General features: G+C 39.9%; 11 protein-coding genes and 1 pseudogene. 9 read left to right on the forward strand and 3 right to left on the reverse strand.

Translation table 11 applies throughout. The features are described 5' to 3' along the window. The first annotated feature begins 24 nt into the window (after positions 1 to 24). From ACGHVY_RS02535 to ACGHVY_RS02555, 5 genes and pseudogenes are all read left to right on the forward strand, one after another. Positions 25 to 576, forward strand: a complete 552-nt coding sequence (locus ACGHVY_RS02535; protein ID WP_390596924.1) for a condensin complex protein MksE — start codon at positions 25 to 27, stop codon at positions 574 to 576. Then, positions 560 to 4,228: an ATP-binding protein gene (locus ACGHVY_RS02540; protein WP_390596926.1), complete on the forward strand. Its 3,669-nt coding sequence runs from the start codon at positions 560 to 562 to the stop codon at positions 4,226 to 4,228. The genes ACGHVY_RS02535 and ACGHVY_RS02540 overlap by 17 nt, the downstream gene beginning before the upstream one ends. Further along, positions 4,225 to 5,085, forward strand: a complete 861-nt coding sequence (locus ACGHVY_RS02545; RefSeq protein ID WP_390596927.1) for a hypothetical protein — start codon at positions 4,225 to 4,227, stop codon at positions 5,083 to 5,085. Before ACGHVY_RS02540 ends, ACGHVY_RS02545 begins: the two co-directional genes overlap by 4 nt. Before the next feature lie 9 nt (positions 5,086 to 5,094). Continuing rightward, positions 5,095 to 5,277: pseudogene (locus ACGHVY_RS02550) on the forward strand (SWIM zinc finger domain-containing protein); the annotation flags it as partial. A 705-nt stretch (positions 5,278 to 5,982) separates the two neighbouring features. Continuing rightward, positions 5,983 to 8,073, forward strand: coding sequence for a BT4734/BF3469 family protein (locus tag ACGHVY_RS02555; protein ID WP_390596928.1), 2,091 nt, complete (start codon positions 5,983 to 5,985; stop codon positions 8,071 to 8,073). A gap of 100 nt (positions 8,074 to 8,173) precedes the next feature. Here the strand turns inward: ACGHVY_RS02555 and ACGHVY_RS02560 are convergent, their stop codons facing one another. Next, complete coding sequence (locus ACGHVY_RS02560; RefSeq protein ID WP_390596930.1) at positions 8,174 to 8,608, reverse strand: DUF6078 family protein; 435 nt, start codon at positions 8,606 to 8,608, stop codon at positions 8,174 to 8,176. A 263-nt stretch (positions 8,609 to 8,871) separates the two neighbouring features. Between ACGHVY_RS02560 and ACGHVY_RS02565 the strand changes: the two genes are divergently transcribed. Genes ACGHVY_RS02565 through ACGHVY_RS02575 form a run of 3 tightly spaced genes read left to right on the forward strand, consistent with a single transcriptional unit; the run spans position 8,872 to position 14,440 of the window. Beyond that, positions 8,872 to 11,589, forward strand: coding sequence for a DEAD/DEAH box helicase family protein (locus ACGHVY_RS02565; protein ID WP_390596932.1), 2,718 nt, complete (start codon positions 8,872 to 8,874; stop codon positions 11,587 to 11,589). Positions 11,590 to 11,594: 5 nt separating this feature from the next. After that, the gene (locus tag ACGHVY_RS02570; protein WP_390596934.1) at positions 11,595 to 13,025 is read left to right on the forward strand and encodes an N-6 DNA methylase; all 1,431 of its coding nucleotides are present in this window, start codon (positions 11,595 to 11,597) and stop codon (positions 13,023 to 13,025) included. Further along, the gene (locus tag ACGHVY_RS02575) at positions 13,025 to 14,440 is read left to right on the forward strand and encodes a restriction endonuclease subunit S (protein ID WP_390596936.1); all 1,416 of its coding nucleotides are present in this window, start codon (positions 13,025 to 13,027) and stop codon (positions 14,438 to 14,440) included. Before ACGHVY_RS02570 ends, ACGHVY_RS02575 begins: the two co-directional genes overlap by 1 nt. 33 nt (positions 14,441 to 14,473) lie before the next feature. Here the strand turns inward: ACGHVY_RS02575 and ACGHVY_RS02580 are convergent, their stop codons facing one another. Beyond that, a complete protein-coding gene (locus ACGHVY_RS02580; protein WP_117931875.1) occupies positions 14,474 to 15,277 on the reverse strand; it encodes a tyrosine-type recombinase/integrase in 804 nt (267 codons plus the stop codon). Between the two features lie 6 nt (positions 15,278 to 15,283). Here ACGHVY_RS02580 and ACGHVY_RS02585 point away from each other — a divergent pair, with 6 nt between their 5' ends. Then, positions 15,284 to 15,874 (forward strand): restriction endonuclease subunit S, encoded by a 591-nt coding sequence (locus ACGHVY_RS02585; protein ID WP_390596938.1) that lies wholly within the window; start codon positions 15,284 to 15,286, stop codon positions 15,872 to 15,874. On the opposite strand, the gene ACGHVY_RS02590 is transcribed toward ACGHVY_RS02585, so the two are convergent. Then, a complete protein-coding gene (locus tag ACGHVY_RS02590; RefSeq protein ID WP_390596940.1) occupies positions 15,869 to 17,050 on the reverse strand; it encodes a restriction endonuclease subunit S in 1,182 nt (393 codons plus the stop codon). The genes ACGHVY_RS02585 and ACGHVY_RS02590 overlap by 6 nt on opposite strands. Positions 17,051 to 17,171: the final 121 nt, after the last annotated feature.

The raw sequence follows: 17,171 nt of genomic DNA on the forward strand, positions 1-17,171 counted from the left end.
GTTGAATACTAAAAACAGATGAACATGAAATACACTGAAGAGATATTTAATATACTTAGCAAAGGGGGATTCATTTCTTCCAATAGTGTCTCTACCCAAGTGAAACGCTTGTATGATGCCATTGAGGAAGATTTGCCCGATTATTATGATTACTATAAAGGTATCGGTTTCTATCTGGAAAGTGGTGACGGTTATTACTACTTTACCCGCAAGGAATCGAAAGTCGATTTGGAACGTAAACTGGAAGCAATTCAGAAGTGGATTGATTACCTGAGTTTCCTGAAAACCTATCATTCGGCATTCGGCCCCGGCTTTTTGTTTCGTGCTGCTGATATTGAGATTCAGATAGGATGCGATATCGAACTGAAAGAAAAGGCGACCAAACTGTTTTCGGATAAGAAGAAATATGATGAAGTAGTCGGCAAACTGCTGAAAGAACTGGAGAGTATAGGGCTGATAGAGAAAGAAAACGAACTCGACGGGACATATAAAGTATTGTCGGCTTTCCATTATATGGAGGACTTGGTTGATTGTATCACAATTTCAGAGGAGGTGCAAGATGAGATACCTGAATAAGATTATTTTTCTGAACAGTGCCCATATTCCATACGCGGAAGTGAAGTTGGATGGGAACGTACATTTTATAGGTACGCAAGGTGTCGGTAAGAGTACGCTGCTCCGTGCCATCCTATTCTTTTATAATGCTGACAAACTAAGACTAGGCATTCCGAAGGAGAAGAAAAGTTTCGATGCTTTTTACTTTCCATACGCCAATTCTTACATTATCTATGAAGTGATGCGGGAGAATGGGGCGTATTGTGTGGTAGCTGCCAAATCTCAGGGACGGGTGTTTTTCCGTTTTATTGATGCGCCATTCCAACAGGACTGGTTCATTGACGAACGCAATGCCGTATATTCCGAGTGGGGACGCATCCGAGAACATATCGGTTCGAAGATTCAAATTACTGCACAAGTGACTAGTTATGAAATGTATCGGGACATTATTTTCGGTAATAACCGTAAGCATGAAATGATACCCTATCGCAAGTTTGCCATTGTGGAAAGTGCAAAATATCAGAATATTCCCCGTACAATACAGAACGTCTTTTTAAATTCCAAACTGGATGCTGATTTTATAAAAGATACCATTATCCGTTCAATGAGTGATGAGGATATCTCTGTCGATTTGGACTTCTATCGAAGCCAGATTAAGGAGTTCGAGCAGGAATACAGGGACGTGATGCTTTGGTTTACAAAGAACAAGAATGGAGAAGTGCCTGTCCGGAAGATGGCGGAGAAAGTAATGAACGCCTATCGTGATTTGATTTATACCCAAAAGCAGATTGGTGAAGGGCGTGCGGAGCTTAACTTTGCGGAGAAACGGGCTTTGCATGAGATTCCCTTAGTGAAGGAAGAACTGGCTAAAGCGGAGACGGAACGTGAACGGTTGCTGCGGCTTATGGGTGAACTGCAACAAAAGTACACCAATGAGCGTGACGGCTTGATTAGGGATATAGGTATAATAAACGATTTGCTCAAAAAGATACGTGAGAAACGTCTGCATTACGAGCAGATGCAGATTGAAGAAATCATCAAACGGGTATCTTGCGAAGAATTATTGGTTCAGGAACTTGAACAAGTCCGGAATATGAAATCGGAACTGACCAGGGCTTATGAGGACGTATTGAGTAAGTACCGATTGCTGTTTGAAAAACTGGAAGCTGATTTCCGTACTTTTGAGAATAGCCAGCAAGCACGGATAAATTTCCGGAATGCGGAGATTGCCGGTAAGCAGGAGGAATTGATGCAACAGCTTCGTGTGGAAGAAGAAAAAGTAAGGGCAACGCAAGAAGAGAAAGTGCAGACAGTGGATAATCGTATCCGGCAGTTGCGTGACGAACAGGCACAGTGCAACCTGAAACTTCAAAAGGTGAAATACGAACATCCCCATCAAAAGGAAATGTCCGATTGTGAAGACGGCATCAACGAACTGCGTAAAAAAGACAAGGAACTGGAACTTAGCATCCGTCAGCAACAAGGAGAGATAAAGCAGTTGAGACAGGAGTGCGAATGGAAAGTAAAAGAATTGAAATGGGAATTTCAGGCAAAGATGGAGGCCGTTCGCAAAGAGCGGAGTGCGATTGAAGAACAGTTGCAAACATTGGATGCCTTGATTGAGAAACGAAAAGGTTCGTTGTGCGAATGGCTGGAGAAGAACAAACCGGATTGGCAGGAGACGATAGGCAAGGTGGCGGATGAGGAACTGGTGTTGTACAACAATGAACTGCAACCTCAATTGGTGAATAAGGAAGCTACTTTGTTCGGCGTTTCACTCAATCTGACTGCAATCGAGCGTTCTGTCCGCACTCCCGAAGAAATGAAGCAGGAACGCGACAGGCAACAAGCAGCCCGGCAACTTTGTACCGACCGCCTCACCCGACTGACGGAAGAAGAGGGAGAAGCAGTTTCTTCTTTGGAGAAAAAGTATTCGAAGCAAATACATCGTATTTTGGAAGAACAACATCTGATGGAAGCCGAGCGAATGCAGATTCCTGCAAAATTGAAGAATTTGCAGGCTGATTACGCCTCATGGAAGACAAAGGAGGAGGAATGGAAAAGAGGTTGTATCGAAGAATTGCAGGCGCAACTGAATGAAATCGGCCATCGGCTTTATGTGGCGGAAGGAGAGAAGGAGAAGCATTTGGCGGAACGGGAAAAACTGTTGAAAGCCTGCCGGAAAGTGTATAATGACAGCAGGACGGAACTCCGGAAGGAACAGGAGGAGTTCAGTGCCGGTGTTCGGCAAGAGATAGACCGGATGAAACAGCAAACTGCGGAGCGGGAAAAGGAATTGAAGCAGGCGCAGGAGAATGAATTGAATGGAAAGGGTGCTGATACGGTCACTATCCGCAAGTATGATGACAGGCTTGCCGAAATAAGTAAAGAATTGGATTATATAGGTAAATCCCGCCCACAAGTTCTTTTTTATGAAAGAGACAAGGAGGAACTGTTTGATAAAGAACCTGCTACGCGAAGCCGGAAGAAAGAACTGGATGCGAAGCTGGTTGCATTGGACGAACGTTTTGCCCTGAAAAAGGAGAAGTTGCAGATTCAGAAAAAAGGGGCGGACGAGCATCTCGACCGGATTGGCAAAGAATTGCATTTATTGGAGGACGGGCTGAATAAAGTGGATATGTTCCGGAAAGATGAAACTTTCTGTCCGCCTTCTGTGACGGAAATAGGAGAGAAGCCTACCCGGAAAAGTTGCGACGTTATTGTGGAAGAGTTGAAGTCGCTCATTGTATCCACCATCAGAAAAACAGAAGAATTCAAGAGAGCGGTGACGCAGTTCAATGGAAACTTCTCGTCAAAAAATACGTTCCATTTCCGTACGGAGTTGGTTGGAGAACAGGATTACTATGATTTCGCTTCCAATCTGTGCGAGTTTGTGGATAATGATAAGATTTCCGATTATCAGAAACATATCAGTGAACGGTATACGGATATAATCCGCCGGATTTCGCAGGAAGTGGGAGGACTGACCCGTAATGAAAGCGAGATACACAGAACAATAAAGGATATCAACGACGATTTTGTCAAGCGGAATTTTGCCGGAGTAATAAAGGAAATAGCTCTTCGCCCGCTTCAGAGCAGCGATAAACTGATGCAGCTATTGTTGGAGATTAAACGGTTTAGCGATGAGAACCAATATAATATGGGAAAGGTGGATTTGTTCTCGCAGGATTCCCGTGAAGATGTCAATGTGACGGCTGTCCGGCATTTGCTGTCGTTTATGAAATTCCTGCTCGACGAGCCGGGACGCAGACGGTTGGCGCTTGCCGATACATTCAAGTTGGAATTTCGCGTGAAAGAGAATGATAACGACACGGGATGGGTGGAGAAGATTGCCAATGTGGGTTCTGACGGTACGGACATTCTGGTGAAAGCGATGGTCAATATCATGCTGATTAATGTGTTCAAAGAAAAGGCGTCACGTAAGTTTGGTGACTTTAAAATCCATTGTATGATGGATGAAATAGGAAAACTGCATCCTAATAACGTGAAAGGTATTCTGGATTTTGCCAATTGCCGGAATATCTTGTTGGTAAACAGTTCTCCCACTACTTACAATGTGGAAGATTATCGTTATACCTATTTATTGAGTAAAGACGGACGGTCAAATACACAGGTTGTCCCATTGTTAACCTATAATAAGATAGAAAAATGAGCAGCAATTTATTTACATTGACAGTGGCGCAGCTGATTCAGAAAATGCTGGACGGTGATACTGTAGCATATAGCAAGTTTGACGGCACAATAGCACGAGAAATGGTAAATGAGGGAATCATAACGCTTGTTTCACAAGGGAGTAGGCGCAGTTTCCGTATGATTGACCCGAAAGGATGCCGTATCTATCTTGCTCAGAATTATACTTTCGGCATGAAGTTGAGAGATTGGATTGAGATGAAAAGCCGTTGGGAAGGAGTGTCACGTTCGGAACAAGTGGCGAAAGCGGGGCACTCAAAACTTAGATATATCCGTACGTTCAAAGGTTTTCTACTCAATTGTTATACGCCTATAGAATTTACTCTTCATGGTGAATCATGCGTGCTTTCTCCCTTGCAAGGTATTTCCATCTTCATACAGGATTACGAAGATTTCCGTATTCCTGAAGATGTCGTAGTAGTGGGTATAGAGAATGGAGAGAATTTTCAGCATATCCGTGCCCAAAGCTATTTGTTTGAAGGAATGAAAGTTCTTTTTGTATCCCGTTATCCGCAATCGAAGGATTTGTGTAACTGGCTAAAGATGATTCCCAATCGTTATATCCATTTCGGAGACATAGATTTGGCTGGCATTTCTATCTTTTTAAATGAGTTTTATGTGAATTTGGGCAACCGTGCGGAATTTTTCATTCCTGCAGATGTGGAGAAGCGCCTCAAGGACGGAAACCGACAGCTTTATGATAATCAGTATTTGCGTTATAGGGCTATGTTGGTTTCTGACGAACGTTTAAGGCCGTTGGTGGCAATGATTCATAAATATGGGAAAGCGTATGAACAAGAAGGATATATAAAGGAATGAATTAGTCATATGATTACACTGGATAATTTTGAGAGCTTTGTCCCCTATAAGATATTGATGCGCGGGGAAGAGTATTATGATACGGATGCCGTTTCCGAACTGGAAGAAACCTCACCCGGTGAATGGGCTGCAACCGTAGAGGGAACGGACGATTATAATGTAGAAATATCTATGAACGGAAAGAAGGTAGATATTCTGAAAGATATTACATGAACGCATGTGCAAGGAGATAATTGCGGAATATGATACAATGACGGAATAATTGTTCCCTGTGAAATAAGGAGGTGTCGCATTTATAACTTGAACTCAGAATTCAGCATCTCTATGAAATGAAAAACAAAATATATCTGTCATCTGTCACAGATTATAGTCTAACTTGCAGATTATAAGTACTTAATGTTGTGACAGCACAAGGTGACAGCAGTGTGATAGCAATAATGCTGTCACGCAAGAAACAATGAAGAAATCAAAGATGCTGTTTGGAAATTGATAGTATCAGCTATAGAAAGATAAGTTGTTCAATTTATTCTTCCCGTACTTATGAGTTGTGTCCTGCCTTGAAACCAATGGTTTCAAGGTGCGAAACTGTTGGTTCAGCGGTTTGAAACTTTAGTTTCATACGCTTGAAACTAAAGTTCCAATTGCTTGAAACCATTAGTTTCTTACCGATGAAACTATAGTTTCTCTTAACTGGAACTCTAGTTTCAAGCAGAGAAAACTAATTTGCCCCGTAATAGAGTGGTGGCAATCCCGTTTCTTTCGGTTAAAGAGATGCTTGATATATCAATAATTTTCTGTATTAAAAACTTGTTTTCTTTGCCGGTTTCGGATATTATGACTAATTTAGCAGTCTCAACGATCACAAAGACGCTGACAAAACAAATTATTATCAAATTAATGAAAATTACTCAATTTCGTAAGAACGAAGATACGATAGCGCTCAGCGTAATGGATCTTGATATACTTGTAAATAAGATAAAGACAGAAATAAAATCCCGTCCTGTTTCTACATTCAGAGAGCATCTGCGATATACCCTTTCCGATGAGCGGTGTACGTTTGCCGATAAACTGCCCCAAATAATTCCTGCCGCCGAATTCCGAAAAGTAAGCGGTCAGAAACAGATGAAAAGCTACAACGGTATTGTAGAACTGACCATCGGCCCCTTGTCTAATAAGTCGGAAATCGCTTTGGTGAAACAAAAAGCCTGCGAGCAACCCCAAACCCGTTGTGCTTTCATGGGTTCAAGTGGCAAAACGGTGAAAATATGGACTACCTTCACCCGACTGGACAACTCGCTTCCCAAAACGCGGGAAGAAGCGGAACTATTCCACGCTCATGCCTATCGACTGGCTGTGAAATGTTATCAACCCCAAATCCCGTTCGATATACTTCCCAAAGAACCGACTCTGGAACAATATTCGCGCTTATCCCACGACCCGGACATCATCTATCGTCCGGATTCAGTCCAGTTTTATCTCTCCCAACCGTCATCGATGCCCGAAGAAACCACTTTCCGGGAAGCGGTTCAAGCAGAGAAATCTCCATTGACCCGTGCCGTACCGGGATATGATGCGGAAAATGCCTTCCTGATGCTTTTCGAAGCTGCTTTGCGGAAAGCATATGCCGAACTCAGGGAAGCGGGACTCGAATTGCGCGAGGACACATGGCATCCTTTAGTCGTCCAACTGGCTAAAAACTGTTTTGCTTCGGGACTTCCGCAAGAAGAAGTCGTGAGACGTACCGTTTTCCACTTCTATATGTATAAACAAGAAGAGCTTATCCGGCAAATGATTGGCAATATATATACCGAGTGCAAAGGCTTCGGCAAGAATATCAGCCTAAGCAAAGAGCAGCAACTCGCCTTGCAGACTGAAGAATTCATGAAACGCCGCTATGAATTCCGCCATAATACCCAAATTGGTGAGGTAGAATATCGTGAAAGGCTTTCTTTCCGTTTCCGCTTCAATCCTCTCGACAAGCGTGCGCTGAACAGCATTGCCCTGGATGCGCAGATGGAAGGCATTCCGTTGTGGGACAGGGATATCAGCCGTTATATCTATTCCAACCGCGTGCCTGTATTCAACCCGTTGGAAGATTTTCTCTACCGGCTTCCCGCATGGGACGGTAAAGACCGTATTCGTGCATTGGCAGCCACCGTCCCTTGTAAGAATCCGTATTGGATGGATTTGTTCCACCGTTGGTTCCTCAATATGGTTTCTCATTGGAGAGGAAGCAATAAAAAGTATGCGAACAGTGTTTCGCCCTTACTTGTCGGACCGCAAGGAACACGCAAATCCACTTTTTGCCGGAGCATAATGCCCCCTTCTGAACGTTCCTACTATACCGACAGTATTGATTTCTCCCGAAAGAAAGATGCCGAACTTTACCTCAATCGTTTTGCTCTCATCAATATTGATGAATTTGACCAGGTGAGTTCGACACAACAAGGCTTCCTGAAACATATTCTGCAAAAGCCTGTACTGAATGTGAAGAAACCTCATGGCAGTGCCGTTCTCGAAATGCGCCGTTATGCTTCATTTATAGCCACAAGCAACCAAAAAGACCTGTTGACCGACCCTTCCGGCAGCCGTCGTTTTATTTGCATCGAGGTGATCGGAGTGATTGACACCAACCGTCCGATAGACTATGAGCAACTTTATGCACAAGCTATGTACGAACTGGAGCATGGCGAACGTTATTGGTTCGACCAGGAGGAAGAAAAGATTATGATGGAAAACAACCGTGAATTTGAACAAGTCCCGCCGGAAGAACAACTTTTCTTCCGTTATTTCCGTGCTGCACAGTCTGAAGAAGGGGAGTGGCTATCTCCTGCCGAGATTATGGAAGATATTCAAAAAGGCAGTTCAATCCCGATGTCTGTCAAAAGGGTTAATTCCTTCGGAAGAATACTGAAAAAGCAAGAAATACCTTCCAAACATACGCGTAGCGGTACACTTTATCATGTTGTAAGACTAATAACTAGGTGACGGCAAAAATGCCATCACCCTGCCGTCACCTCTTGCTGTCACAGTCTTATCGGTTTATTACTAGACTATTAACCCCTAAACTGTGACAGGTGACAGCAACTTACCAAATATATTCTTCTGTGTAGCGTTGGTAAGTTGGTTCTTCTTTTATCCCTTTATTGCGGAATAGTTGTCTGATGTAGGCTTGGTCTTTAGGCATAAGCCCCCGTTCTCCTCGATAAAACCTATAATATCCTGTTTTCCCATAGTGTCCTACCAATTGTATTCTGATACTGACTGCATCTTCATAAGGGATTCTGTCGAGCAACCGTTTTAGTCCCCACGCCACATGAACTTTGACAGCAGTCTTGAAACATTCGCATTGGTTTCCATCCGCAGGATAATGTGTCGGATTAACGATGGAGATATAAAGGTAATCGGCTGTTTCATTTTGTGCAGCTACGTAGCGCAAGCATTTCAAGGCTTGTGGGCATTGGTCGTTGAAACAACGGGAGAAATTGTAGGGGACAGACGGGCTGTCGGATTCTTCTTTCATCTTGTAGGGTTTATTTTATTTGTGAGATACTGTTGTTAATACGTTAATATACGGGAAAATATTCTTCGCAAAAGTAGGGCTTTATTTTGGGAATGGGAAGTGTTTGGATAAATATTATTTGTATGCAAAGAGTCTTATTATAGAGAATTTGTGTTGTGATGTATCAAAAGTTCTCTATTTCTTTCTCATATTCTATATTTTTACCTATTTTTGTAACTTCCGATAATATAGCCTTATCGGAAGTTACAAAAAAAGACACACACATGAAACCGGAAGAAAAGGCTCGAATAATAATTGACCGTATGCTTAATGATGCGGGTTGGGAGGTAGTTGATAGAAATCATTATTCTCCTGAAGTGTCTGCTATAGCAGTCGAGGAAGGCTTGCTGAAAGGTAATCGTGAAGCTGACTATTTACTTTTTTTAAATGGTAAAGCTGTAGGCGTATTGGAAGCAAAGAAAGAATCTGTGTCAATATATTCTGAATTTGTGGCAGACCAGGCTGAAAAATATACTAGAGGTGTACCTCAATGGTGTCAGGCTTGGATGAATCCTTTACCTTTAGTTTATTTGTCAAATGGAAGGGAACTGTTATTCAGAGATACCCGTGAGGTTGATTCTGAATATATTTCTTTGAATAAAATTCATTCTCCAAAAGAAATAGTAAAATTATTAGGACTTAAAGATGATTTTGCAGGACTTCCAACTTTAAAAAGGAAAGGATTAAGGGATTGCCAGTATGAAGCAATAACAAAATTAGAAAATAGTTTTCGTAGTGGGCATAATCGTGCATTGATGGTTTTGGCTACGGGAGCGGGAAAGACTTATACCGCATGTTTGGCTGCCTATCGTTTGTTGGCTTTCACTTCAATGAAGAGGGTTCTGTTTCTTGTTGACCGTAATAATCTTGGAAAACAGGCAGAAGGAGAATTTGGAACATTCCGTTTGACAGAAAATGGAGATCCGTTTAATACCATATTTGGGGTAGAAAGATTGAAAACCGCGAAAATCCCAAATGATGCCAATGTTGTTATCTCTACTATACAGCGTTTATTTTCTTTATTGTCCGGAGACGATTTTATAGATGATGATAATGAAGCGGATTATGTTGTTGACGGTACCGGAAATATGAATTTGCCGGTTCATCCTAACTTGCCCCCGGATTACTTTGATTTGATAATTATTGATGAGTGCCATCGCTCTATTTATGGTAGTTGGCGAAGTGTACTTGAATATTTTAGTTCTGCAAAAATGATTGGGTTAACAGCTACTCCTGCTGTTGAAACATTAGCTTTCTTTAATAACAACTTAATAGTGAACTACACTCTTGAAAAGTCAATAGTTGATGGTGTCAATGTTGATTATAGGGTGTTCCGTATTAAAACACAAGTAACCGAAGATGGCGGTGCTATTCGTGAGGGGGATAAAGTTCGTAAAATAACCCGCTATACAGGTAAAACTGAAAATATCGAAACACAGGAAGCGACTACTTATACAAGACAGGAACTGAATAGAAGTATTATTAATCCTGCTCAAATAAAGTTGATTTTAGAGACATATAGAGATTCGGTTTATACAGAAATGTTTAATGATCCCCAAAGAGAACCTAATTTTGACTATTTACCTAAGACATTAATATTTGCTTTGAATGATGCTCATGCAAGTAATATTGTTAAAATAGCGAAGGAAGTCTTTGGACGTGAAGATGATATGTTTGTACAGAAAATCACTTATTCGGCTGGAGATAGTAATGAATTGATACGTCATTTTCGTAATGATAAGGAGTTCCGCATTGCTGTAACTGTGACTTTGGTTGCTACTGGAACAGACGTGAAGCCTTTGGAAGTGGTGATGTTTATGCGTGATGTCGAGTCTGACTCTCTTTATACTCAGATGAAAGGTAGAGGAGTACGTACAATTGGTGATGAGCAACTTCGTAATGTTACTCCAAATGCTCATAGTAAAGATTTGTTTTTCTTAGTCGATGCAGTGGGAGTAACAGAACATGAGCATTATGTAACAACTTCTGGAGTGGTAAACAATGCTGAAACATTGTTGTCTTTAAGGCAACTTTTAGAGCGTATCTCTCATGGTGAACTGCCGGATGAACATCTGCGATTGTTGGCTAGCCGTCTGTCAAGAATACATAATAAGGCAAATGAAGAACAGAGGAATGAGTTTATAAGATTGGCTGGTATAGATATGCGGGATATGGCATCTCGTATATATGAAGCTTTGGAAAATAATCTGTTGCCGGAATATGTGAATATAAACGAACCGAATAACGAACGGAAAGGCTTGGTGCGTCCTCTCGCTATTCATCCCGATGCCCGTGAATATCTGTGTATTCTGAACGCCGGATTTGTCACAATTTTAATGCCCGGTGAAGATACATTGATTGAGAAAGGATTTTCCATAGAGGAAGCTCACGACACGACTCAGGCGTTTGAACAATATGTAAATGAACATAGAGATGAGATAGAGGCTTTACGCATTATTTATAACAATAACGGAGAACCTATCACTTATGCAATGCTTAAGGATTTGGAGAACCGGATGAAAATGGAGAATTACAAGTTTAATCCTTCTCAATTATGGAATACATACTCTATTGTTAACCCTTCCAGTGTAGTACATTTTGGGACGAAAGAAGAAAAAGAAGCATTGACTAATATTATTCAGTTAGTCAGATATGCTTATCATCAGGTGACAGAACTTCGTAGCCTGTCATCAATGGCTGCCCAACGTTTTGAATTGTGGTGTGGGCAGATACAGCGTACAATGACTGAGGCTCAAAAGAATACTATCCGTCAGATTGTGAACTATATTGTAGCGAATGGTTCTTGTACAATAAAAGAAATAAAGGAAGATGATAAAACAATAGCGCTTCAGATGATACGTAAGTTTGGTACTATAGCAGCGGTGAATGAGGCTATTGTTTCATTATCTCAGTTTTTAATTTATAATAGAAAAGTAGCATAGTTAAAATGGCGAAATCAAATTCGAATGAGCAAGGTCTGACTAAAAAGGTCTGGACACTTGCCACTACGTTAGCGGGTCAAGGTATTGGATTTACCGATTATATAACCCAACTGACTTATTTGTTATTTCTGAAAATGGATGATGAAAACGTTAAATTGCTTGACGAAGAATCAGCCATACCTGAAGGATATCGTTGGGAAAACCTGATAGAATTAGATGGTCTTGACTTGATAGGTCAGTATGAAAATACATTGAAAATACTGAGTGAGCAGGATAATCTAATTGGTACTATATATACGAAAGCTCAAAATAAAATAGATAAGCCTGTATATTTGAAGAAGGTCATAGCAATGATTAATGAGGAGCAATGGCTGATAATGGATGGTGATGTTAAGGGGGCTATTTATGAAAGTATTTTAGAGAAGAATGGACAAGATAAAAAGAGTGGTGCAGGTCAGTATTTTACTCCTCGTTCTCTTATATCGGCAATGGTTGATGTAACTCGTCCTCAGATTGGGGAAACGGTTTGTGACCCGGCTTGTGGAACCGGTGGTTTTCTTTTGGCAGCTTATGACTACATGAAAAAACAATCACAAGACAAAGGCAAACGGGACTTTTTGCGGAATAAAGCTCTACATGGTTCGGATAATACTCCTTTGGTTGTTACATTAGCTTCGATGAACTTGTATCTTCATGGTGTTGGTACTGACCGAAGCCCTATTATATGTCAGGACTCTTTAGAAAAAGAACCTGATATATTAGTGAATGTCATTCTTGCTAATCCGCCTTTTGGAACCCGTCCTTCCGGTTCTGTCGACATTAATCGGAGTGATTTTTATGTTGAAACGAAAAATAACCAATTGAATTTCTTACAGCATATAATGCTTTCGCTCAAAACAGGCGGACGTGCAGCGGTCGTTTTGCCTGATAACGTACTGTTTGAAGGTGGAGCTGGAGAAGTGATTCGTAAGAAACTTCTTTCAGAATTTAATTTGCATACTATCTTGCGTTTACCGACAGGTATATTTTATGCTCAAGGTGTAAAAGCTAATGTATTATTATTTACAAAAGGTAGTGGTACGAAGGATATTTGGTTTTATGATTATCGTACAGATATAAAGCATACATTGGCTACTAATCCAATGCAAAGGCATCATCTTGATGATTTCGTTTCGTGTTATCATGCGGAGGATATAAATGCTCGTGTAGAAACATATCATGCTGAGACTAGTCCGAATGGGCGTTGGCGTAAATATACTTGTGATGAAATAATAACTCGTGATAAGACTAGTCTTGATGTATCTTGGATAAAACAAGGTGGAGATGAAGTTGATTATTCATTATCAGAATTGATGGCTATTATCAAAGAGAAAAGTGATAACATAAGTAAAGCGGTGGCTGAACTTCAAAAATTAATGGCAAATATCGAGGACTAATGGATACAAAGAAACTACGACAGAAAATATTAGACCTCGCTATTAGAGGAAAACTTGTTCCACAAGATCCAAATGATGAACCTGCATCCGTTTTACTTGAACGTATTAAGGAAGAGAAAGAGCGTTTGATAAAGGAGGGGAAGATAAAGAGAAATAAGAAAACGGGTTCTTCTGATACGTATCATTATCGGCAATTAGAATGTGTACCATTTGAAATACCGAATTCGTGGGTGTGGGCAACATTGGGAGACATTGGTACTTGGCAAGCAGGAGGCACACCAAGCCGTTCAAATAAGACCTATTATGGAGGAAGTATTCCTTGGCTTAAAACTGGAGATTTAAATGATGGATTGATTACAGATATCCCAGAGAGCATTACAGAAGAAGCTGTTGCAAATTCTTCTGCAAAAATCAATCCAGCAGGGAGTGTGCTTATTGCCATGTATGGAGCAACAATTGGCAAATTGGGAATACTTACTTTTCCTGCAACCACAAATCAAGCATGTTGTGCTTGTATTGAGTATCATGCAGTCATTCAATCATATCTATTCTACTTCCTTTTATCACAAAGAACAACGTTTATCTCAAAGGGAGGAGGCGGAGCACAACCAAATATTTCAAAAGAAATAATTGTAAACACTACAATTCCATTACCGCCTCTTGATGAACAACAACGTATTGTAACAGAAATTCAACGTTGTTTCGCCTTGATTAACCAAATCGAACAAGGGAAAGTTGATTTACAGACTACTATCAAACAAGTGAAAAATAGGACTTTGGATCTCGCTATTCATGGAAAACTGGTTTCTCAAGATCCGAATGACGAACCAGCTTCGAAGTTACTTAAACGTATCAATCCGAAGGCTAAAATAACAAGTGATAACGAACATTATCCCTATGGTTGGCAATATACTATTTTGGGAGAGATATTTACTCACAATACAGGTAAGGCTCTTAATTCTTCTAATAAGGAAGGAATAATGAAAAGTTATCTGACCACATCCAATGTGTATTGGGATAAATTTGATTTTACTGTACTTAAACAAATGCCGTACAAAGAAAATGAATTGGACAAGTGTACTGTAACAAAGGGAGATTTACTTGTATGTGAAGGTGGAGATATTGGTCGTTCGGCTATTTGGAATTATGATTACGACATATGTATTCAGAATCACATCCATAAACTTCGAGCAAAAATAGATTTGTGTGTAGCGTTCTATTATTATGTTTTACTGTATCTAAAAGAGAATAACCTTATAGGAGGGAAAGGTATTGGTTTACTAGGGCTATCTTCCAATGCTTTGCATAAAATAAATGTCCCTTTACCACCACTTGCAGAGCAACATCGTATAGTTCAAAAGATAGAAGAACTTTTCTCAATCCTTGATAACATTCAAGAATCCTTAAAAGTGTAAGCAAATACACTTTTAAGGATTCTTGTAAAATTATTACCAATTCACTACTTTATCCACGATTTTCTGCTGTTCACTTGCAGTTCTACGAAGATAAATGCGAGTGGTTTCTATGCTCTCATGTCCCATGAGGTCTGCCAAAAGAGCAATGTCATTGAAGCGGTCAAGAAAATTTTTAGCAAAACGATGCCGGAATGAATGGGGGTAAACAACCTCTTTGTTCATTCCGTATTTTGTAGCAAAATGTTTGAGTTGTGAGGCAATACCACGAGTAGTAATACGTTGTCCGAATCGATTCAGAAAAATATACCCTGAAACAAACCCTTTTTCTTTAAGCCATTTGACAGCTTCAATACGTAAGTTCTTCGGAATGTACAAACGGCGTATTTTCCCACCTTTGCTGTAAAGATCAAGATACCCCACTTGTATATGTTCCACTTTGATATGCAGCAATTCACTGACACGTGCACCGGTTGCAGCCATAAACCATACAACGAAATACCATTCTTCATAGCCGTCTGTTTTTAATTGTGCTTTCAGAAACTTGTAGTCAGCATCGCTAATTACGTTCTCCAAGAAATTCTTCTGTTGTACCTTTACAAACTTAACTTTTAATTTGTCTTGTTTCGCAAACTCCAAATACTTGTTGATACCTTGCAATCGCAGATTAACCGTTTGTGGTCTAAAGTTCTCAACCAAATAGCCCTTATAGGCTAATAGATTCTTCTTGTTCACTTCCTTATAATGAGTAAGGAAATAATTCACAGTCCATACATACGATGTGACAGTGTTCTTAGCCAGATTCGTCTTGACCAGATAGTTTTTAAATGTTGTTACCATATTCTCTTGATTTTAAATGAATATGGCAACAATATAAGAAGATGTATCGAACATTATGAGAACTTGCCTTTTGATGTACCTCAGAATTGGGCATGGACTACACTTGGCAATATTGGTAAATGGCAATCTGGAAGTACACCAAACAGGTTGAACAAAAATTATTATGGAGGAAATATTCCTTGGCTAAAAACTGGAGACTTGAATGATAAATACGTCACGTATATTCCAGAATATATTACAGAGAAAGCCTTAGATGAAACATCTGTGAAGTTGAATCCTAAAGGTAGTGTGTTGATAGCAATGTATGGCGCAACGATAGGGAAAGTTGGGATATTGACATTTCCCGCTACTACGAATCAAGCATGTTGTGCTTGTGATGTTTTTGATGAAATAGAAAGAATGTATCTGTTTTATTTTTTACTTTCTCACAGAGAAGAATTCCTTAGGCAAGGAGGTGGCGGAGCGCAGCCTAATATATCAAAGGAGAAAATAGTCAATACATATATCCCTATACCACCTCTTGCAGAACAAAAAAGGATCTTACAGAAAATAGAAGCATTGTTTGTTGCAATTGATAAAATAGCCGAGGAATTATAACTCTTCAGCTATTTTATCAAGAGTAGAGAATAGTAGACTAACTTTGTTTGCTATTCGCATTTGTTCCTCCAAAGGGGGAATGGCTATATCAATATCTTCAATAATTGATTTACTCACTCTTTGTTGTCCTACAACTCCATTAAAAGAATTTATGCACTGATTTATGAAGTAATCTGACTTGAAGAAGAAAAGTCCATACTTAGCATCAATACACTGAGATCTAAATATATAAAGTTCAGTAGTGCCAGCACCTATCCCATTTGGAAGGTCTTTCAGAATTATAGATTTCCTATTTTCAAGGCATGGTGAAATTTTGGCTACTGCAATGTCTCCATCTGCAAAGTGTGTAAAACCTGTTTTAACTTCATTCCACTGTCTTGTCTCATATCTAAATGTATTAAAATAGCCATCAGAAATATTTGTCATTGATATAAAACCAGCTTTAGAACTATCATCAGCTTTGTTTCTTGGATTGATTTTAAATACTTCTTTTATGGATGCATAGCACCATCCATTAGGCAAGTTCTCATAATGTTCGTTATCACTTGTTATTTTAGCCTTCGGATTGATATGTTTAAGTAACTTCGAAGCTGGTTCGTCATTCGGATCTTGGGGTACAAGTTTGCCATGAATGGCGAGGTCAAGGATTTTACTTTTTGCTTGTTTGATTGCAGTCTGTAGGTCGTTTTTTACTTGTTCAATTTGTTCAATCAGGGAGAACCAATGTTCAATTTTCGCCACAATACGTTGTTGCTCGCCTAATGGTGGAAGAGGTATCATTCCTTTGCACGCATCTGCTGTGCTAAGTCTTGGCATTTTTACACCATACCCACATCGAAGAGTATAATCAAGAAAATAAGGCGAGCGTAGTACATGACAAACAAATTTATTCGACATAACTCCATAAGTGTTAAATGACATTAGCTCAGTTGTACAATATCCTTCTTTAGGTGCAACCAGTACTTTATTCAGATAAGTGCGAAGTTTAGAATACAAAATTTCACCTGTATAAAATTGATGGCGTACACCACTTATACTACGTTCGCTTTTCTTTAGGAATTGAGTAATATTGGCAGAATCTTTCTCTATGTCTTCTAATTCTAATATCCAGTCATTATCTTTTATACGGTCAACCTGAACATTGATGCTATCACCATAATTACTTATTTCTCCCAAAGTCGTCCATACCCAATTATCCGGTACCTCAAACGGTACGTTCCCATAATGATACTTATGTGGCTTTTATTTTTCAATAAAAGTATTTATTGTGAAAGGTGTATATATCGAAATCTTCAAG

This window comes from Bacteroides sp. f07 (genome assembly GCF_042854785.1).
Classification (GTDB): Bacteria; Bacteroidota; Bacteroidia; order Bacteroidales; family Bacteroidaceae; genus Bacteroides.